Source organism: Bradyrhizobium cedriense, assembly GCF_054602315.1.
Window position 1 is genome coordinate 125,678 of sequence record NZ_JBTSWB010000010.1, and the last position, 20,282, is coordinate 145,959.

At 64.7% G+C, this 20,282-nt stretch carries 16 protein-coding genes; 6 read left to right on the top strand and 10 right to left on the bottom strand.

The annotated features are described in order from the left end of the window. Positions 1–28: 28 nt before the first annotated feature. On the top strand, positions 29–397 hold the full coding sequence (locus ACYCVF_RS32805) for a CsbD family protein (RefSeq protein ID WP_459603773.1): 369 nt from the start codon (positions 29–31) through the stop codon (positions 395–397). Positions 398–523: 126 nt separating this feature from the next. Here ACYCVF_RS32805 and ACYCVF_RS32810 read toward each other — a convergent pair whose 3' ends face one another. After that, on the bottom strand, positions 524–2,227 hold the full coding sequence (locus tag ACYCVF_RS32810) for an SGNH/GDSL hydrolase family protein (RefSeq protein ID WP_459603774.1): 1,704 nt from the start codon (positions 2,225–2,227) through the stop codon (positions 524–526). 168 nt (positions 2,228–2,395) lie between these two features. Beyond that, positions 2,396–3,751, bottom strand: coding sequence for a lytic murein transglycosylase (locus ACYCVF_RS32815; RefSeq protein ID WP_459603775.1), 1,356 nt, complete (start codon positions 3,749–3,751; stop codon positions 2,396–2,398). 234 nt (positions 3,752–3,985) lie between these two features. Here ACYCVF_RS32815 and ACYCVF_RS32820 point away from each other — a divergent pair, with 234 nt between their 5' ends. Continuing rightward, positions 3,986–4,861, top strand: a complete 876-nt coding sequence (locus tag ACYCVF_RS32820; protein ID WP_459603776.1) for a UTP--glucose-1-phosphate uridylyltransferase — start codon at positions 3,986–3,988, stop codon at positions 4,859–4,861. A gap of 105 nt (positions 4,862–4,966) precedes the next feature. On the opposite strand, the gene ACYCVF_RS32825 is transcribed toward ACYCVF_RS32820, so the two are convergent. Then, positions 4,967–6,463, bottom strand: a complete 1,497-nt coding sequence (locus ACYCVF_RS32825; protein ID WP_459603777.1) for a sensor domain-containing diguanylate cyclase — start codon at positions 6,461–6,463, stop codon at positions 4,967–4,969. A gap of 144 nt (positions 6,464–6,607) precedes the next feature. On the opposite strand from ACYCVF_RS32825, the gene ACYCVF_RS32830 reads away from it, so the two are divergent. After that, positions 6,608–6,868 carry a DUF7662 domain-containing protein gene (locus ACYCVF_RS32830; protein WP_459603778.1) on the top strand — a complete coding sequence of 87 codons (261 nt, stop codon included), beginning with the start codon at positions 6,608–6,610 and terminating at the stop codon, positions 6,866–6,868. A gap of 7 nt (positions 6,869–6,875) precedes the next feature. On the opposite strand, the gene ACYCVF_RS32835 is transcribed toward ACYCVF_RS32830, so the two are convergent. Both ACYCVF_RS32835 and ACYCVF_RS32840 read right to left on the bottom strand, forming a co-directional pair. Beyond that, complete coding sequence (locus ACYCVF_RS32835) at positions 6,876–9,752, bottom strand: EAL domain-containing protein (RefSeq protein ID WP_061025133.1); 2,877 nt, start codon at positions 9,750–9,752, stop codon at positions 6,876–6,878. A 152-nt stretch (positions 9,753–9,904) separates the two neighbouring features. Then, the gene (locus tag ACYCVF_RS32840) at positions 9,905–10,903 is read right to left on the bottom strand and encodes an NAD(P)H-quinone oxidoreductase (RefSeq protein WP_459603779.1); all 999 of its coding nucleotides are present in this window, start codon (positions 10,901–10,903) and stop codon (positions 9,905–9,907) included. A gap of 112 nt (positions 10,904–11,015) precedes the next feature. Between ACYCVF_RS32840 and ACYCVF_RS32845 the strand changes: the two genes are divergently transcribed. Further along, entirely contained in the window at positions 11,016–11,207 is a 192-nt protein-coding gene (locus ACYCVF_RS32845; RefSeq protein WP_459603780.1) for a DUF1192 domain-containing protein, read from the top strand. A gap of 618 nt (positions 11,208–11,825) precedes the next feature. After that, entirely contained in the window at positions 11,826–12,335 is a 510-nt protein-coding gene (gene rcdA, locus ACYCVF_RS32850) for a protease adaptor protein RcdA (protein WP_459603781.1), read from the top strand. 243 nt (positions 12,336–12,578) lie between these two features. Here the strand turns inward: rcdA and rpmE are convergent, their stop codons facing one another. Then, positions 12,579–12,806 carry a 50S ribosomal protein L31 gene (gene rpmE, locus ACYCVF_RS32855; RefSeq protein ID WP_097659924.1) on the bottom strand — a complete coding sequence of 76 codons (228 nt, stop codon included), beginning with the start codon at positions 12,804–12,806 and terminating at the stop codon, positions 12,579–12,581. Between the two features lie 198 nt (positions 12,807–13,004). Here rpmE and ACYCVF_RS32860 point away from each other — a divergent pair, with 198 nt between their 5' ends. Next, positions 13,005–14,855, top strand: a complete 1,851-nt coding sequence (locus ACYCVF_RS32860) for an ABC transporter ATP-binding protein/permease (protein ID WP_459603782.1) — start codon at positions 13,005–13,007, stop codon at positions 14,853–14,855. Positions 14,856–15,031: 176 nt separating this feature from the next. Here the strand turns inward: ACYCVF_RS32860 and ACYCVF_RS32865 are convergent, their stop codons facing one another. From ACYCVF_RS32865 to ACYCVF_RS32880, 4 genes are all read right to left on the bottom strand, one after another. Beyond that, positions 15,032–15,274 carry a hypothetical protein gene (locus ACYCVF_RS32865; protein WP_459603783.1) on the bottom strand — a complete coding sequence of 81 codons (243 nt, stop codon included), beginning with the start codon at positions 15,272–15,274 and terminating at the stop codon, positions 15,032–15,034. A 402-nt stretch (positions 15,275–15,676) separates the two neighbouring features. Continuing rightward, positions 15,677–16,735 (bottom strand): DMT family transporter, encoded by a 1,059-nt coding sequence (locus ACYCVF_RS32870; RefSeq protein WP_459603784.1) that lies wholly within the window; start codon positions 16,733–16,735, stop codon positions 15,677–15,679. 23 nt (positions 16,736–16,758) lie between these two features. Continuing rightward, the gene (locus ACYCVF_RS32875; protein ID WP_459612951.1) at positions 16,759–17,106 is read right to left on the bottom strand and encodes a hypothetical protein; all 348 of its coding nucleotides are present in this window, start codon (positions 17,104–17,106) and stop codon (positions 16,759–16,761) included. Positions 17,107–17,160: 54 nt separating this feature from the next. Beyond that, on the bottom strand, positions 17,161–20,280 hold the full coding sequence (locus ACYCVF_RS32880; protein WP_459607035.1) for an efflux RND transporter permease subunit: 3,120 nt from the start codon (positions 20,278–20,280) through the stop codon (positions 17,161–17,163). Positions 20,281–20,282 lie beyond the last annotated feature (2 nt).

Below are 20,282 nucleotides of genomic sequence, written 5' to 3' on the forward strand. Positions count from 1 at the left end.
CTTGGGCTGACCCCCGAGGAGGAACGTCATGGACACGGATCGGATAGTTGGATCGGCCAAGGAATATGCCGGACGCGCGGAAGGCGCGATCGGAGACATCGCAGGCGATGCCAAGACGCAGGCGTCGGGCAAGGCGCGGGAAGCTGCAGGCACGGTGCAGAATCTCTACGGCCAAGCCAAGGATGCCGTGCGCGATGCCACGGACACCGCTGCGGGCTATGCCAAGGACGCCTACGAGAACAGTGGCGAAACCTTCCGCGACGGCTCGAAGGCCATTGCGCAGAAGGTGCAGGACAACCCGCTCGGCGCGCTGCTGGTCGCCGGCGGCATCGGCTTCGCGCTGGCGCTCCTGATGTCGCGACCCGCGCGGCGCCCGCCGCCGCGCTGGCGCCATTAAGGTTGAGCCACTGCCACGTCATTCCGGGCTCGCACCTCCTGGTGCGGGCCCGGAATTCATTCGTGACGATGTTTCCGGGCCGCGTCGCGCGCGCCCCGAAATGACATCCCAAATCGACCAAGCAAGCTACCGGAACATCTCCGCCGATCGCCCGACATTGCCAGGCGGCCGCGGGATCGCTGGATTTGAATTCGGATTACGCGGCCCTGGCGCCGGAGCCAGTTGACGTGGCGGCGGTGGCTGCGGCGAGCCGAAGCCGAAGAAATCCCGGACTGAGGGCGTCGACTGCGCCGGCTGTTGCGGCAGGACCTGTGGCTTCTTCGGCGCGAGCTTTGGCGGCGCGATTGCCGCAGCCGCGCCCGGCGACCCCTGAGCCGCGCCGCCGTCGGGCGTCGTCGTCGCCATCGGCGTATCGCCCTTCGCCTGCTCGCGGCCGACTTCGCGGCGCGGCCAGGCGTAATCGTCGGCGCGACCGGCCGGAGCCGCGAGCGGCTCACCCTTCACCATGGTCTTAGCAGCGAGTGCGTCGACGGCGGCGGGACGCGTGCCCGGGCCGCCCAGCAATTGATCGGTCGATATCGAGGCAGCAACCAGCGGCACGATCGGTCCGGCCAGCGGCCGCGGCGCGGGCTTGCCCGGCTCGGCGCTGGTATCGGGGGTTCCAGGCTCGCTCGGCAGCGCGATCGGGCCGGAGCGTCCCGCAAGCAGGCGCGTGATCTCGCGCTCGACATAGTGCGCAAGCTTGCGCGCGCCGGCCCTGGTGAAATAGATCCCGTCGGAGCTGCGGAGCTGACGGATCTGGCCTTCGAAATCCGGCCCCTTCTGGAGGAAGCGGCCGGCTTCGTCGACGAAGCCGTCCCAAACGTCCACATAAGTGATGCCGGCTTTGGCCGCCCCCTCGCGGTACAGCGAATCCAGGAACAGCGTGTCCGCGGTGCCCTTCGGTCCGCGAACCGCAGGCAGCCCGACCCAGAGCACCGGCACGCCCTTGGCCTTGAGGATGTTGGCGAGCTCCTCGATCTTCTTGCCGTAGAGTTCGACCCAGCGGTCGTCGCGGAATTCGTAGAGGCCGTTCGGGTTCCGCGCGGTCTTCTCCGGCGCCGCCGCGGGCGTATCGGCATTGTCGGCATCGTCCTGCGGCAGATCGGCATCGGCAGGCTTGTCGTCAGACCTGGCGGCGGCGGTGTCGCCGGGCTTGGCCTCGCCCGGCTTTGCTGGCGGCTTGGCGCGCGCCCCTTTGTCGTTCTTCTTGTCCTTGTCTTTCTCCGTGGCCGCCTTGTCGGCAGCAGGCTCGCGGATCGCGGAGCGGTCGTTGAGGCCGAGCATGACGACGATCACGTCGGGCTTCTCGGTCTCGAGAATGCCCCTGGCCGCCGCCGCCCAGTCCGCGGGCTCACCCTTCGGCTGATACTTGATGAGGCCCGACGTGGTCTTGTGCTTGCGGATCACGCCCATGTCGGGCTGCTCGCTGTAGGCGTCTTCCAGGCCGTAAGCGAGCCAGTCAGCCATGGCATCGCCGATCACCAGCACGTTCTTCTCAGGAATAGTGTCGCGCTTCGCCGGCGCCGGCGCGCGCGAAAAATCCTGACGCGGCGCCTGTGGCTGTTGCGGCGGGTACGGTGCGAAGAAGTCGCCGCCGAACCATCCGCCGCCTCCGCCGCCGCCCCGTGGTGGCGGGGCCGCGCGCTGCGGCGGGCCGCCGAAACCGGGGAAGTTGAAGAACTGCGCCGAGGCGGGGCCTACGACCGAGACCAGGATAGCAAGCGCCGTCCCCAGCGCGATCAACGGGCCGGTCTCGGTCAGCGCCTTGAAAAGGGACTTCTTCGACATGCGATCTCGGGCACGCGCAACGCGGATAGGAAGTTACTCGGATATAATAACGGAATCAGGCGCCAAACGGGCAGTTTCTTTGCAGATTCTCGCCCCATACACGGGGGAACAGCGCCCCCGTCAAGGCCGGCGGTCAAAATCCCGTTCAAGGTCACTTTCGCCGCGATTTCAGCGCGCCCGCAGCCGGTCCAGCACGTCGGACGACGCAAATCCGTCGGCGGGCACCCCGACCGAGGCCTGGAAGCTGCGCAGGGCTTCCCGGGTCTGGCCGCCGAACTGGCCGTCCGGGGTGCCCCTGTAGAAGCCGCGCTGAGCCAGCAATTGCTGCAGTTCCAGCCGTTCGGTGCGCGACAGCTCCCGCTCCTGCCGTGGCCAGGGCTGTACGAAGGGCTGTCCACCGCGCAGACGGTCGGCGAAATGACCGATCGCCAGCGCATAGGCCTCGGCCGGATTGTACTTCATGATGACGCGGTAGTTCTGCAGCATCAGGAAGCCCGGTCCCTGGGCGCCCGCCGGCGCCAGCAGGTACGCTTTCTCGGCCGTATGCGGGAAGGGCTGGCCGGTTGCCCGCTTTAGCCCGAGCTTCTCCCATTGCGCGATCGGCATCGCCTTGGCGCGGTCGGCCAGCATGTAGTTGAAGCCCTGCGGCACCACGACCTCATAGCCCCAGGTCTGGCCGGCCTGCCAGCCGTCCCTCTTGAGATTGTTGGCGGTGGAGGCGATCAGGTCGGTCGGATTGTCGACCACATCGCGCCTGCCGTCGCCATCGCCATCCACCGCAAAACGCTTGAACGCGGTCGGCATGAACTGCGTCGGGCCGAAGGCGCCGGCCCAGGAGCCGCGCAATTGCTCTGGGCGCAGATCGCCGCGGTTGAGGATCTCCAGCGCGGAGAGGAACTCATCCCTGAAATACGCCTGGCGGCGGCCGATGCAGGCGAGCGTCGCGGTCGATTGCAGCACGCTGCGGTCGCCCATCTGCGTCGAGTAATTGGACTCGATGCCCCAGATCGAGGCGATGATGTAGCGGTCGACACCGGTGGCCCTTTCGGTGGCGTCGAACTGCGCCTTGTACTTCGCGAGCACCTCGCGGCCCTTGGCGAGGCGGTTGTCGTTCACCAGGATGTCGAGATAGGCCCAGATCGACTTGGTGAATTCCGGCTGCGAATCCATCAGGTCCATGATGCGCAGGTCGGGTGAGAGCCCGGCCGTGAAGCGTTGAAAATTCTCCTGCGTGATGCCGCGCCGTGCGGCATCGGGCCACATCGCGACGACGCAATTGTTGAAGTTGCCGGCGGCCTCGCGGATCGCGGCGGCCGTCATGAGCGGATGGCCGGAGGCGCCGTCCTCGCCGCTCCAGGGTAACGCTCCCGTTTGCGGGCCGGGCGCAGGTTGCGAGGGCGCGGGGGTGGGGCCGGAGAAGATGCCGCCGAACAGGTTGGACAGGCCGTTCTGCGCCTGGGCGTGCGCACATGCCGGCAGCAGCAAGGCGGTGGCCATCATCGCTGCGCCGGTCAGAAATCCCATCCGTTTTGCCGGACCTGCCATCGTTTGCGTCATGTCCCACCCGTCGGCCTGATATCCGCCACAGGAGGCCTGGTTAGCGTTGCCAATAGCTTAACAAAGGTGAAATTTTGGTGGCGGCCTTTTTCTCAACTCTGTCGGGGCGAGGCCCCACATCCGCCTTTGTTGGCGGCTGCAAACAGGCTAGCAAGATGCATTGCTCCGTTCCCATGTGCCTCCAGGTATTCGATCGATCACATGAAAATTCGCAAAGCTGTATTCCCCGTCGCCGGCCTCGGCACCCGCGTCCTGCCTGCCACCAAGGCGATGCCGAAGGAAATGCTGACCATCGTCGACAAGCCCTTGATCCAGTACGTCTATGACGAAGCGAAGGAAGCCGGCATCGAGCACTTCATCTTCGTCACCGGCCGCAACAAGAGCGTCATCGAGGATCATTTCGACCGCATGTTCGAGCTCGACACGACGCTGGCCGCCCGCGGCAAGAAGGCCGAGCAGGAGATCCTGACGCAGAACCAGCCGGAAGCCGGCGCCGTCAGCTTCACCCGCCAGCAGGCGCCGCTCGGCCTCGGCCATGCCGTCTGGTGCGCGCGCGACATCGTCGGCAACGAGCCGTTCGCCGTCGTGCTGCCCGACGAGCTCGTGCTCAACACGCCCGGCTGCCTGAAGCAGATGATCGAGACGGCATCCTCGCTTGGCGAGAAATCCAATCTGATCGCGGTCGAGGCGGTTCCCGATCACCTGACCCATCAATACGGCATCTGCGGTGTCGGCAAGCGCAACGGCAAGATGTTCGAGGTCGATGGCATGGTGGAGAAGCCGGCCAAGGGTACGGCGCCCTCCAATCTCTCGATCACCGGCCGCTACATCCTCCAGCCGGAGATCTTCAAGATCCTGGAAACCCAGGAGCGCGGCGCCGGCGGCGAGATCCAGCTCACCGACGCCATGATCGGGCTAGCCAAGTCGCAGAAATTCTACGGCGTCGAGTTCGAGGGCGAGCGCCACGATTGCGGCTCCAAGCCCGGCTTCCTGCGCGCCAACATCGCCTACGGCATGAAGCGTCCGGAATTGCGCGACGGGCTGATCGCCGAGATGAAGAAGTATCTGGGGCAATAAGTATCTGGGGCAATAGCGGGGCCACAAACTCCGCTGTCGTCCCTGCGTTCGCAGGGACGACACCTTTTGCGTAGCGCTTCACCGCCGAATGACCATCACTTTGCCTTAAGCTACCAGTGACAGCTTCGACAGGCTCGCGAGCACCGACTGGTTGCGGCCAGCGGCTTTCGCGGCATAAAGCGCCTTGTCGGCGGCGGAGACCAGGATCGGCCAGTCCATGCCGGCGGCGGGCACGAAGCTGGCGATTCCGCAGGAGACCGTCGAGACCACCTGATCGTCGGACCAGCCCTGCACCTTGAGGCGGATCTTTTCGGCGACCTTGAAGGCGTCCTCGGCCGAGGTGTTCGGCAGCAGCACGGCGAATTCCTCGCCGCCATAGCGCGCGGCGCAGTCGCCGGCGCGGCTCACCGAATCCGAGATGCAGATGGCGATGCCGACCAGCACCTGGTCGCCGGCCTGGTGGCCGAACGTGTCGTTGTAGGCCTTGAAATGATCGGCATCGATCATCAGGAGCGCGAGCGGTGCCTGCTGGCGCATCGCGCGCCGCCATTCGACGTCGATGACGGTATCGAACTTGCGGCGATTCCTGAGGCCAGTTAGTGCATCCGTCGTCGCCATCTCCTCGAGCTTTCGCTCGGCGTCGGCGCGCCGGCCGATCTCGCGCGCGAGTACCAGCGTCGTTCCCAGCACGAACAGCGCGAGCAACAGCACCATGGCGCCGATGCGGAACGCCTCCCTCTGCCAGAGCTCGAACACGGCGCTCAACGGCTTGCCGGCCACCACGAACAGCGGACCGGAGCCGGTGCTGCGCACGTAGAGGCGCGGGGTCGGGTCCACCGGGCCCCGTCCGGAATAGGAGGTGCCGGCCCGGAGATTGTCGGCATTCCAGCTGTCCCGCTCGTTCAGGTTCTTCCCGATGATGTCGAGATCGAACGGCCGCCGCATCATGATGGTGCGGTCGCGCTTGAGCACGGTGATGGTGTCTTCAGGATCGAGATTCAGCCGCTCGAACAATTCGTGAAAATAGCTGAAGCGGATCGAGCCGGCGACGATGCCGAGGAAGCCGCCATCGGTGTCGCTGATGCGCCGGCTCAGCACGATGGAATAGGCGCCGCGAAACAGCATCGGGCGGCTGATGAAGAGCCCGGCTCCGGGATTGTCGCGATGGACCGTGAAATAGTCCTCCGCGCGCCGGTTCTCGGTGAGGGGATCGAGCGTGGAGGCGTCGATGATCAGCCGGCCCTCGGCGTCGAACACCTGGACGGCACCGAAATGCCGGGCCGTCGTCGCGTGGTCGAACAGGATCAGGTGGCGGATCGGCTTGGAGACCGTGGCGAGCTCGGGCAGCAGCATGTTGCTGGCGACCGCCTTCAGCGACAGGTCGTAGATTTCGATGTTGCGGCTGACGTCGGACTCGATGGTGGTCGCGAGGTTCTCGAGCGTCTGGCGAGCGAGGGCCTCCTCGCCCCGGCGCACGTCCAGCATCACGTTGACGCATACGGCGGAGAAGCCGATCACCGTCACGACGGACGAGATGATCAGCAGCTTCGCCGAAATCCGCCACGGCCGGCGAGCCGCGACGTCGCGCCATCCAGACTGCATCGTTCGCTCCCGACACAAGTGGATGCGCCCGAAAGCTTGCGTAGTGTTTAAGGCAGGACGGCGCTGCCGCAATGAGTTAAGAATCGGTGTATGGGTCGAACGGTTTTAGGCAGGCCGGGCGGGACTTCGGACGAGAGGGCGCTTGTGAACGACTACGACGCGTTGCGCGACTATCTGATGCGGCAGAAGCAGGAGGAATTCGTGCTGAGCTTCGATCAGATCGAGGAGATCATCGGCGCGGCGCTGCCCCGCGCGGCGCATCGTGCCTCCTGGTGGGACAGCCTGCGCAGCCCCGACATCCAGATGCCGCAACGCGAAGCCTGCCTCGCCGCGGGCTTCGTGGCGACGCGGATGCCGGACGGCCGGAGCGTGCGGTTCAGGAAGCAGAAGCCGACGCGAAGGTGAGAGCGCCTCAACTCGCCGCTTCCAGCCGCACTTCCGTCAGCAGGCGCATCGCCGCATCGGCGTCCATCGGCTCGCCGAAGGCGAAGCCTTGCGCGTATTCGCAGCCCATCTGGTAGAGCTCGACCGCATCGGAATCGGTCTCGGCGCCCTCCGCCACCACGTCCATGCCGAGGTCGTGCGCGAGCGCGATGATCGACTTCAGGATCACCGGACGGGTGCCGCGGCTGGTGGTGCGCACGAAGGACTGGTCGATCTTGATGGTGTCGAACGGGAAGCGCTGGAGATAGGCCAGCGACGAGTGACCGGTGCCGAAATCGTCGAGCGACAGCCCTGTGCCGAGCTCGCGGATCCGCGTCAGCATCTGCGCCGCGTGCTCCGGATTCTCCATCACCAGCGATTCCGTCAGCTCGAGCTTGAGCGTGCCGCGCGCCACCGATGAGCGCGAGAGCACGGTGCGGATGTCGTGGATCAGGTCGTGGCGCAGCAGCTGCCGTGAGGACACGTTGACGGAGGCGAAGATCGGGTCGCGCGAGCGCATCGCCCGCTGCCACACCGAGAGCTGCTTTGCAGTCTGGTCGAGCACGAACATGCCGAGGTCGACGATCAGCCCGGTCTCTTCCGCGATGGTGATGAATTCCGAAGGCGCCATGCGTCCGAGCTTCGGATGGTCCCACCGCGCCAGGGCCTCGAAGCCGGCGATCGAGCGATCCTCCAGCCGCACGATCGGCTGGTACAGGATCGTGATCTCCTGCCGCTCGATGGCACGGCGCAATTCGCTTTCCAGCGTCAGGCGATCGGTCTTCCGCGCGCGCATGGCCGGCTTGTAGACGTCGATGCGGTCGCCGCCGATGCGCTTGGAGTGATACATCGCCAGCTCGGCGTCCTTGATGATCTCGTCCGTGAGCTGGGTCTGCGGATCGGACAGCGCCAGACCGATCGAGGCGGTGAGGAAAATCTCGCGGTCGTTGAAGGCGATCGGCGCGCGGATGGTCTTGCGGATGGTCTCGGCGAAGGCGGTGATGCGCGCCGGGTCCTGCTCCGAGAGCAGGATCAGGCCGAACTGGTCGCCGGCCAGCCGCGCCAGCGTGTCCTGCGGCTTCAGGATGCGGGTGAGGCGGCGGGCCAGCGTCAGCAGGATGGAATCGCCGACCGCAATGCCGACGGAATCGTTGACCTGCTTGAAGCGGTCGAGATCGATCACCATCAGCGTCGGCCGCAGCGTCGGCATGGACTTGGCGAAGTTCGCCACCGCACCCAGCCGGTCCATGAACAGCTTGCGATTGGGCAGGCCGGTCAGGTTGTCATGCACGGAATCGTGCAGCAGGCGCTCTTCGGCGTTGCGCTGCTCGGTGACGTCGGTGAGGGTGCCGACCACGCGCGAGACCTCGCCGTCGGATCCGACCACCGGGCGCGCCTTCAGCGCGAACCACATGAAGTGACCGTCGGGCGTGCGCAGGCGGAAATCCTGCACCAGGCGGCCGCGCCGCTGGTCGAGCACGCTGTCGAGCGCGGCGCGAAAACGGTCCTGGTCGAGCGGATGCAGCACCTCGAGCCAGGATGCGGCCGGGCCTTCCAGCGTGCCGCGCTTGAGGCCGAGCAAGGCTTCCGTCTCGGGGCTGGTGAAGACCTTGTCGGCGGACACGTCCCAGTCCCAGATCAGATCGCCGGAGCCGGCGAGCGCCAGCGCGCGCCGTTCGATGTCGGAGACGATGCCGGTGGTGGCGCCGCCGCCGGCAAAGGCATGCTGCATCACCGTGAAGCCGATCAGCATCACGATCAGCACGAGGCCGCCGAGCAGGGCAGGGCCGACGATGTCGTTGGTGACGGAGCCGGCGACCGTCATGCCGGCCGCGACCACCCAGACCACCAGGAGGAACCAGGTCGGGATCAGGAGCACGGCGCGATCGAAGCCGTGGGTGGAGAGATAGACGATCAGCGCAAAGCCGGCGAACGCGATCAGCACCAGAGAGATGCGGGCGATTCCGGAGGCGACGGCGGGATCGAACAGCGCGAGCGCGACGAGAGACCCCAGAAACGCCAGCCAGCCCACCGTGATGTGCGAATAGCGCACGTGCCAGCGGCTGAGATTGAGATAGGCGAACAGGAACACCAGCAGCGTCGCCGCCAGGATCGCCTCACCCGCCGCGCGCCAGATGCGCTCGGCGTTGTTCGACATGTCGAGCACCTTGCCCCAGAAGCCGAAATCGACGCCGATATAGACCAGCACGGCCCAGGCCAGCGCCGCCGCGGCCGGGAACATGATGCTGCCCTTGACCACGAACAGGATGGTGAGGACGAGCGCCAGGAGCCCGGAGATGCCGATCACGATGCCTTGGTAGAGCGTGAAGGAGTTGACCTTGTCCTTGTAGGCTTCCGGCTCCCACAGATAGAGCTGCGGCAGCTTGTCGGTTCGCAGCTCGGCAACGAAGGTGACGACGGCGCCGGGGTCGAGCGTGATGCGGAACACGTCTGCGGTGGCGCTTTCCTGGCGTTCCGGCCGGTCGCCGATGGAGGGCGTGATGGTCGCGATGCGCGACAGGCCGAGGTCGGGCCACAGCAGCCCCGAGGAGACGATGCGGTAATGCGGCGCGACGATCAGGCGGTCGAGCTGGTCGTCGGTGTTGTTGGCGAGCGCGAACACCACCCAGTTCTGGCCGCCTTCGCGGGCACGCACCTCGATGCGGCGGACGATGCCGTCGGTGCCGGGCGCGGTCGAGACCTGGATACGATCGGCATCGCTGCGCTGATGCTCGAGCACGCCGGTGAGGTCGATCGCAGGCGCATCGCTGCGGACGCTGACGGCGTCGAGCGCGCGCGCGGGATACGCGGCGACGAGAATCATGAGGCCCAGCGCGATGGGCGCGAGGCACCTGATCAGACGCAAGGTCAGTTCTCCGCGTTCGACGCAAACTCTGTATGCAAGGCGAATCTAAAAGGCGATTTCAGACCGGACGGAAGTGCTTCGGTGCGTGGCGATAGATGCCACGAAAGCGAGGAAAATCAAAGGGTTTCCGCCTTGCCCAGTAGGCCGCTGGCCTAGGCCTCCAACACAATTTTGCCAATATGTGCGCTCGTTTCCATCCGCCGGTGGGCATCCGCCGCCTTTTCCAGCGGGAAAGTGCTGTCCATCACCGGCTTGATGCGGCCTTCGCGCAAAAGCGGCATCACTTTCGCCTCGATCGCGGCCACCATCGCCGCCTTGTCCGCATTAGTACGGGGGCGAAGCGTCGAGCCGGTATGGGTCAGGCGTTTGACCATCACCTTGGCGATGTTGACGCTGACCTTGGGGCCGTTGAGGGTCGCGATCTGGACGATGCGTCCGTCGACCGCCGCGGCATCATAGTTGCGATCGACGTACTCGCCGGCGACCATGTCGAGGATCACGTTGACGCCGAGATTGTTGGTCTCCGCTTTGACCACGGCGACGAAGTCTTCGGTCTTGTAGTTGATGGCGCGATCGGCGCCCAGCTTGAGGCAGGCGTCGATCTTGTCCTGCGATCCCACGGTGACGAACACCTTGGCGCCGAAGGCTTTGGCGAGTTGAATCGCCATGGTGCCGATACCGGAGGAGCCCCCATGGATCAGCAGGGTCTCGCCGGCCTTGAGGCCGCCGCGCTCGAACACGTTGTGCCAGACTGTCATCAGGGTTTCCGGCAGCGCGCCGGCCTCCTTGATCGACAAGGCCGGCGGCACGCTCATCGCCTGGGCGTCCTGAGCGATGCAATACTGCGCATAGCCGCCGCCGGCCACCAGCGACATCACCTTGTCGCCGACCTTGTGCCGCTTGGCATTGCTGCCGACCGCGACCACCTCGCCCGCGATCTCGAGGCCCGGCAGGTCGCTGGCGCCGGGAGGCGGCGGATAGGCACCGGAGCGCTGTGCCACGTCGGGACGGTTGACGCCCGCGGCCTGCACCTTGACGAGGATCTCGTCGGGACCGGGCTGCGGCAGCGCCCGTTGTTCCGGCACCAGCACCTCCGGTCCGCCGGGCTTGGAGATGGCGATCACGGTCATTTGCGCGGGCAGCTTGTCCATGATGTGTCCTTGGGCAAAGGTGCGGGATGAAGCGAGGCCCTTGATTAGCCAGCGCCATCCAAGCTGGCAACCGCCTCAGTCATGGTCCAGCGCGAACGCAGGAGGAACGAGGATGCCGATCGAAGACGACGACCGCCCGCGCAGGAAGATCACACACGACATCGGCCAGGATCTCTCACTGTTGTCGGTCGAGGAACTGACCGAGCGCGTCGCGCTGCTCAAGACCGAGATCGCAAGACTGGAGGAAGCCGCCACAAGGAAGCGCGCCTCGCGCGATGCGGCGGATCACTTTTTCAAGAAGTAGCCGGCCACATCAACAGCGGTCGTCCCGGACAAGCGCGCCTCAAGCGTGCGCAGATCCGGGACCCATACTCCCAGGACGAGGTGTTGCGCGAGGCCGGCAACTCCGAGTCCCCGTCACCACATCCGCCGGTGGCTATGGATCCCGGATCTGCGCTCCGCTTGTCCGGGATGACGGCGGAGTGTGTCGCTGAGTTGGGTGACCGCCAACTCTTGTTCCGCACCCACTCGGCCGCTGGCCGACATGGCTAACGGACTCTGAAAAAATTGGCTCGTTTACGGTCGATTAAGCTTTCGGGTTTATGACTGGAACTGTCCTCGTTTGGACACCGAGTGGCTCCTGTCCACTCTGTTTGACGCCTCCCTGTTATCAACTTTCAAAGCCGCCGGTCTCCGGCGGCTCTTTTTTTGCTCAAAGCGATTTTGGGCGAGGGCGGATACCGGCTCGCGTCACGAAAACGCGCCGAACGAAAGTCTCCGCCCAGTTGCATTCCGACGAATGACCCGCGGAAACCATATCCGCGCTTGTCACTGGACTCCGCGTCCCGCCCGGGCAATGATTTGTTCATCATAAGCCGGCGCCAAGCCGGACAGTCAAACAGTTGCGTAAGGGGCGTTAACCATGGAACGTTTGCAGGCCGACGGCGCTCTCGTTCAACTCAGCGAGCGGTTCACCAACTCTGCGGCGTTCGGCAACCTGTTCCGTGAGGGCATGGACCTCGTCGAGGAAACCGCTGCCTATCTCGATGGGGCCGGCCGCGTCGAGGCCAAGGCACTCGACCGCGCCGTCAGCCTCACTTATGCGACCGAGAGCATGCGCCTCACCACCCGTCTGATGCAGCTCGCCTCGTGGCTGCTGCTGCACCGCGCGGTGAAGGAAGGCGAGATGACGCTGAGCCAGGCCAACCGCGAGAAGACCAAGGTCAAGCTCACCGCCGCCGATCCCGGCCCCGCCGACACCGTCGAGAAGCTCCCCGCGCAGCTTCAGGACCTGATCTATCGTTCGATGAGCCTGCAGACCCGCGTGCGCCGTCTCGACAGCACGATCCATACCCCGCCGGCCGAGCATGCCGCGATCGGCAATCCGCTGGTGCCGCACCTCAACGCGCTGAAGGCGGCGTTCGAGCGGTAGCGTTCAATCTCCGTCCACGACCTTGCGCCCGTAGTTTCGGTCTCGTGCCCCGGACGCGGCGCAGCGTCCCTTCGACGGTGCGCTGCAGAGCCGGGGCCCATGCGGCAGTGAGTTGTGCGGCCTTCTTGGTCCCGGCTCAGCGCCGCAACGCAAGGACGTTGCAGCGCGTCCGGGACATGAACCCCGCAAACAAAAACGCCCCCGGCTTGCGGGGGCGTTTGCGTCTCCAGCCTTGCGGCCGGCTCAATCCTTTTTGAGAAAGCCCGAAAACTTCTTCTGGAAGCGCGAGACGCGGCCGCCGCGGTCCATCAGCTGCTGCGAGCCACCGGTCCAGGCCGGGTGCGACTTCGGGTCGATGTCGAGGTTCAGCGTGTCGCCTTCCTTGCCCCAGGTCGAGCGGGTCAGGTACTCGGTTCCGTCGGTCATCACGACCTTAATCGTATGATAATCCGGATGAATTTCGGCTTTCATGGCAATTCCTCGGCGCTCCGGCGCCTTCTTGGGTGGCTAGCGAATGACGGATTTGGGCGGGTCTATACCGCACGAAACCTTGCAAAACAAGCCATTGTCGGGCTGGCGAGCCGGGTTTGCCCCTAAGGGACATCCCGGATTTGCCACTACCCTTGCACCGGCCTATTGGGAGCGAAAGCATGCAATGGGTCGGATCTCATGAGCGCAGTGGAACGGCTTGATGACCAGATTGTCGATCGGCCTCAAATGAACGCCGCAGACACGCCGTCGATCGAAGTCGAACTGATCGAGGAGCCCGCCAAGGGCCGCGCCAAGCTGCGGCCGCTGCTGGCGCTCGCGCCCTATGTGAGCCGCTATCGCGGCCGGGCCGCGCTGGCCTTCGTCGCGCTCACGATCGCCGCATTGACGACGCTGCTGGTGCCGATCGCGGTGCGCAGGATGATCGATTTCGGCCTGACGCCTGAGGGCATCGAGCTGATCAACAGTTATTTCTCGGTGATGCTCGCGGTGGTCGCGGTGCTCGCGCTTGCCAGCGCGGCGCGCTACTACCTCGTGATGACGATCGGCGAACGCATCGTCGCCGACCTCAGGCGCGACGTCTTCGCCCACCTGCTGTCGCTCTCTCCCGCCTTCTTCGATTCCGCCCGCAGCGGCGAGCTGATCTCGCGGCTCACCGCCGACACCACCCAGCTCAAATCGGCCGTCGGCGCCTCCGTCTCGATCGCGTTGCGCAATCTGATGATGTTCCTGGGCGCCGCGGCGATGATGGTGATCACGAGTCCGAAGCTGTCGGGCTTCGTGCTGCTGGCCATTCCCCTGATCGTGCTGCCGCTGGTCGCCTTCGGGCGCTGGGTGCGGCGGCTGTCGCGCAATGCGCAGGATACGCTCGCCGAGGCCTCGGCCTATGCCGGCGAGCTGGTCGGCGCGATCCGCACCGTGCAGGCCTATACCAGCGAGCAATTCGCCGAGAAGCGTTTCGGCGGCGAGGTCGAGCAGGCCTATGAGGCGGCGCGCACCTCGACCCAGGCCCGCTCCGTGCTCACGGCCATCATCATCTTCATCGTGTTCGCGAGCGTCGTCGCCATCCTCTGGATCGGCTCGCACGACGTCCTGAGCGGCGCGATCACGCCGGGCCGGCTCGGTCAGTTCGTGCTTTATGCCGTGTTCGCCGCAGCCGGTCTCGGCCAGCTCAGCGAGGTCTGGGGCGAGGTCTCGGCGGCATCAGGCGCGGCCGAGCGCCTGTTCGAGATCCTGCACGTGAGGCCCGAGATCACCGCGCCCGCATCGCCGCGCGTGCTGCCGGCGCCGGCGCGCGGCGAGGTCGGCTTCGATCAGGTCAGCTTCGCCTATCCGGCGCGGTCCGACGTCAAGGTGCTCGACGCCGTGTCGTTCACGGTGCGCCCCGGTGAGAAGGTCGCGATCGTCGGTCCCTCCGGCGCCGGCAAGAGCACGATCTTTCATCTCTTGCTGCGCTTCTACGACCCGCGCAGCGGGACGATCTCGCTCGACGGCGTGCCGGTCAAATCCGCAGATCCGCGCGATTTCCGTGCCCGCATCGCGCTGGTGCCGCAGGACTCGGTGGTGTTTGCGGCGAGTGCCCGCGAGAACATCCGCTTCGGCCGGCCCGACGCGACCGACGCCGAGGTCGAACGCGCGGCCGAACTGGCGCATGCCGCCGAGTTCATCCGCCGCCTGCCCGAAGGTTTCGAGACCGCGCTCGGCGAGCGTGGCGTGATGCTCTCCGGCGGCCAGCGCCAGCGCATCGCGATCGCGCGCGCCATCCTGCGCGATGCGCCGCTCTTGCTGCTGGATGAGGCAACCTCCGCGCTCGATGCCGAAAGCGAGACGCTGGTGCAGACCGCGCTGGAAGAACTCATGCGTCACCGCACCACGCTCGTGATCGCGCATCGCCTCGCAACCGTCTTGTCCTGCGACCGCATCCTGGTGATGGACCAGGGCCGGATCGTCGAGCAGGGCACGCATGCCGAACTCGTGGCGGCGAACGGGCTTTATGCCAGGCTCGCGAGGCTGCAATTCGAGGGGGCGTGAGGCGTCAGAATGCAGCGGCATCCAGGATGTCATCACCGGTCTTGGGCGCATTCGCGCACCGGGCGATCTGGCGGTGCACCCACGAACCTGATCGCGTGACGCAACGGCGTTGATATCTGGTTTGCTCCTGAAGCGACGCAGTGCCGCCCATGAGCGAAATGACGTAAGCTTGGCCGTCAGTCGCGATAGCCCTTGCACTTCGTTTCTTCTTTGTACTCGCCGTGCTTGCCCCACTTACGCTCGATTTTGCAGAGGCCTTGGCGATACTCCTGCTTGTATTCGCGGTCATAGTTGTTGGCGCGATATGGAGCGCGATCGTAGCCCCATCGGCCCTTGCCGCTTTCGTCCTTCCAGGGATCGCCAACAGCGGGCGAGACGAGTAGGCATGCGAGACCAATAATCACCAAAACGCACCTCATTGAAAGTCTCCGATCAGGTTCGACGTGGGAACAAACGGAAGTTGAAGCCCCAGGTTCCCTGGAGTTAGGGGATGCGGCCTGATTGAGTTGCTGGTTGCGGCCATGGTGCTGCCGGACCGATTGCTCGGGCGGCGTGACAGGCTTTTGGTCATCGACCCATGAGGCACGCAGGTCCGATATCGCTTAGAAGCCTCTTGGCCTGCAGCTCTCGCGCTTTCGGGTAATCGCGCCGACGATCCGGCCGCCGCTCAGAGATCCCACGCCTCGAACGCGTCGGAGTAGGCTTGCGCATCTCCTCCCTTGGCTGAAAGACACTCGGTACCGCAGAAGCCTCACGCAGGCCGTTCCGCAATCAACCGACCTTCAAAGGTAACGAGGCAGCAGGTCGCCAAGAGAAGGTGCTCAATGCGAATGGCGGTGGTGCAGGTCGGGATAATGCGGATGCTTGTGTCTTAACGGCTTGTGCTCGTGCCAGTGGGAATGCGGTTCAACGACAGCTCCCGCGTGGTCATGCTGGTGATGCTCGTCGTGAACATGTTTGTGTTCATGCGCGATGGCATCATGGACGTGCACGTGATCGTGCCGCTCGGTGAGATGAAGCCACAGGCCCAATCCCATCAGCAGTGCGGCGATGACAAGCTTCGCTGTGAAGGGATCGCCCAGGCCCAAGGCGATCAGCGCGCCAATGAAAGGAGAGAGCGAGAAGTAAGCGCCTGTACGGGCCGTGCCGAGATGACGAAGGGCGAGCACGAACAGAACGAGGCTCACGCCAATCGCGAAGAAACCCAGGATTGCCGCGAGAATCGCCAGGCCGGTGGGCGGTAAGCTGTTGCCGAGCCAAAACCGGCCGGCGATGTTTGCCGTACCGGCAAACAGACCCTTGATCATTGCGATGACGACGGGATCGGCAGAAGACAGTTTCCGCGTCAGATTGTTGTCGATGCCCCAACACAAGCAAGCCCCGGCAATCAGCGCCGCGCCCGCATCCAATGAAGGGCTCTGACCCTCCCACGACAGGGCTATTGCGCCGAGAACGATCGCCAAGGCGCCCAACACCAATCGCCGATCGACATTCTCGCGGAATACGAGCCACGCAATCCCCATCGTCGCAAGACTCTCGAGATTCAGCATCAATGACCCGGACGACGCCGACGTTCGGCCAAGTCCGAGCATCAGCAATGCCGGACCCAGAATTCCCCCGAAGACAACGATGGCTATCAGCCACGGCACGTCGTGCGGTCTTGGCGGAGCCTCCGGCGCCGATAGCCCAATCGCGGTCCGTGCGACGTGGACCGCGGCAAGGCCAAGACCCGCACCGAGGTAGAGCAGTCCCGCCAGCATCTGAGGATCGATGCTGGCGAGCAGTAGTTTCGAAAGGGGCGCTGCAGCACCGAACAGGAGAGCCGAACCAAGTGCCAACGGGACGCCGGGCAATTGAACCGATGATCGATCTCGCTGCATGTGCTTCGCCCTTCACGCGGCAATTATTCCGCAGTGTATCTCGCGGTCAGGGAATGACCGTGCAAGCTTGCCGAAAAGACCACGATGGCCTTTGGAGACAGCTCCGTCTGAAGCTTTCCCGACATCATGTTGGGACTGGCCGGAATGAGCGGAACCGTGACGGTCTTGCCGCCGTCCTGAATCGTTGCGCGACCTCGCATCTCCTTGGTCGAAAGCGGCGAACCATCGTCGTCTCCGACATAAAAGACGATATCCGTGCCCCTGCGGACAAACTCGATCGGATGTCCTTGAGATTTGACGACAGGGCCGCCGTTGCTACCCTTCGTCTGTGCCGCGGCGAAGTCAGGCATGGCGGCGATCACAGCCATCATGGCCAGGAAGATGTATCGTCTCATTGGTAGCTCCTCGGTGGTCTTGTGCGGAGATCAATAGGCTTCCGCAGGGGTGAACGTTGTGGCGTGTCCGGCTGCCAGCCGCTCCAGCGGTTGCTTGCCGAACATCAGAAACAGGATCGGGGTCACGACCGTATCGAGGATCGTGGCGCTGAGCAGACCGCCGAAGATCGTCACGGCAACGGGGTGCAGGATTTCCCGGCCCGGCTCGTCCGCGCCGATCAAGAGCGGCGTAAGCGCCAGTCCCGCGCAAAGTGCCGTCATCAGAACGGGGCTGAGGCGCTCCATGCTGCCCCGAACGATCAGCCCGGTCCCGAAAGGCTCCCCTTCATGGACCGCGAGATTGATGTAATGGGAGATCTTCAAGATGCCATTGCGCGCAGAGATGCCGGCAAGGGTGATGAAGCCGATCATCGACGCCACCGACAATGGTTGGCCAGCGATCTTCAGGGCGGCCACGCTGCCGATCAGGGCGAGCGGGATGCCGCCCGTGATGATCAGCGACAGCGCGGTTGATCGATAGCGGCTGTAGAGAACGATGAAGATCATTGCGAGGGAGCCCAGCGAGAGAATGCCGATGCGCCAGGACGCCTCCTGCTGCGCCTGAAATGCCCCTTCAAGGTTGGTCGTGTAGCCCTGCGGAAAATCGAGCTCCCGAATGGCCTTCTGAATGTCGGCAGCGATATCGGCGACGTCGCGGCGTCCGTCCCCGTTGCCGTAGACCACGATTCTGCGCTGGGTTCCCTCGCGCTGAATCTGGTTCGGCCCATCGGTCTCGATGACTTCAGCCAGGGCGCTCAGCGGCACGAATTCCAGACCGGTCGGGATGAGCAGATTTTGCAGTCCCGTGGTCGAGCGGTCCTGCTCCGAAAGACGCATCACGACGTCGAAACGGCGATTGCCGTCGACGATCTGGGAGACCTTCCGACCGTTGGACAGCGTGTCGAGCGCCTGCGTGATCGCAGCCGGCGTCAGGCCATGAAGTGCGGCGCGGGCATGATCGACCTGAACCCGAACCTGGGGGATCAACACCTGCTTCTCGACCTGGAGATCGACGAGGCCCGGGATCGTCGAAAAGCGCTGGCGCGACGTTTCGGCAAGGCGCCGCAACATCTCGATATCCTGCCCGTAGATCTTGAGCACGATCTGGGCACGAATACCCGATTGCAGATGATCCAGGCGGTGGCTGATCGGCTGTCCGATCGCAACCGACGCCGGCAGCGCGGACAGGACTTCCCGGATGCTGGCATAGATGTCCGCCTTCTGGCGTTTTGACGGAACGAGATCGACGTCGATTTCGCTGAAGTGCACGCCTTCGGCGTGCTCATCGAGCTCCGCGCGGCCGGTGCGGCGTCCGACCGACTTCACCTCGGGCACCTTTGCAAGCGATTGTTCCGCCAGCAGGCCAAGCCGGTGCGATTCCGCGAGGGAAATGCCGGGATTGTATTGCAGCGAAAGCACGAGCGTGCCTTCGTTGAACGGCGGAAGGAAGCTGCGGGGCATCTGGCTTGCGGCGTAGCTGGCCACGACGATCGCCGCCGCGACGGAGCCCAGCACGAGACCCCGCCGTCCGAAAGCCCATCCAAGCACCCGGCGATTCGCCTGCTTCAGTTTGGTGACGACAAAACTCTCATGGTCACCTGAATGAGTTCGTCCCGAAAGCAGATAGTAGGACAGCACGGGCGTTACCGTGACCGACGTCAATAGCGACGCAAGGATCGAGACCACATAGGCCACGCCGAGCGGCGTGAACAGCCGCCCTTCGATTCCCGGAAGGGCGAACAGCGGCACGAAGACGAGAACGATGATCATGGTTGCGTAGACGATGCTGGAACGGACCTCCTGGCTTGCCCCGGAGATCACGTCCAGAGCAGGACGCGGCGTGCTCGACGCGGCGTTCTCCCGCAGGCGCCGCAGGATGTTCTCGACGTCCACCACCGCATCGTCGACCAGTTCGCCGATGGCGATGGCGAGGCCGCCCAGCGTCATGGTGTTGATTGTGAGACCGAAGGCATGGAACACCAGGACCGTCACGAGGATCGATATTGGAATGGCTGTCAGCGAAACGAATGCTGCACGTCCGTTCATCAGGAAGACGACCAGGACCAATGCGACGACGACGGCGGCCTCGGCCAGAACGCGCTCGACATTGCTTATCGAGGTCTCGATGAACGTGGCTTGACGGAATTGCACGTTGGTGACGTTGATCCCAGAACGCATGGAGCGTTGCAGATCCCCAAGCGTGGCTTCGATGTTGCGCGTCAAGGCCACGGTATCGGCAGCCGGCTGCTTCATGACGCTGACGATGACAGCCGGCTTGCCGTTATAGCCGGCGTCGCCTCGCTTGGTGCGTGCTGCGAAATCCACGGATGCGACCTGCTTGAGCAGGATCGGCTGCGCGTCGCGCGTCGCAACAACGGTGTTGCCGAGGTCCTCGATCCGCCTGGTGAGGCCGACATTGCGGATCAGATATTCGCGGCCATGCTGGTCCACGAAGCCGCCGCCGCTGTTGGTGCCGAACTTTGCCACCGCCTGCTCGATCTGGTCGTGGGTGATGCTGAGCGCCTGCATCGTCGCGACGTTCGGCGTCACCCGGTATTGGCGGACCTCTCCGCCGATGGGAATCACCTGCGCGACGCCGGGAATGGCGAGAAGCTGCGGCCTGACGACAAAATCGGCGATCTCGCGCACTTCCATGGGCGAGGCCGTGCCGTCGCTGGTCAAGGCGATCAGCATGATCTCGCCCATGATCGACGTCACCGGGCCCATCTGGGGATTGACCGAGGACGGCAATTGCTCGCGGATCAGCGCCAACCGTTCCGAGACAAATTGCCGGGCGCGGTAAACGTCGACGCCCCAGTCGAATTCCACATAGACGACAGACAGACCGACACCCGAGACCGAGCGGACCCGGATCACGCCGGGCATGCCGTTCATCGACGTCTCGATCGGAAACGTCACGAGCTGCTCGACTTCCTGGGGCGCCAGCCCCTCCGCCTCGGTCAGAATGTTGACCGTCGGACGGTTGATGTCCGGCAAGACATCGACGGAAATGGTCGGCAGGACGAAAAGGCCGTAGCCGACGAGCACGGCGGCAACCGCCAGCACGAACAGGCGATTGCGCAAACTTGCCTGCACGATGAGCTTGAACATGG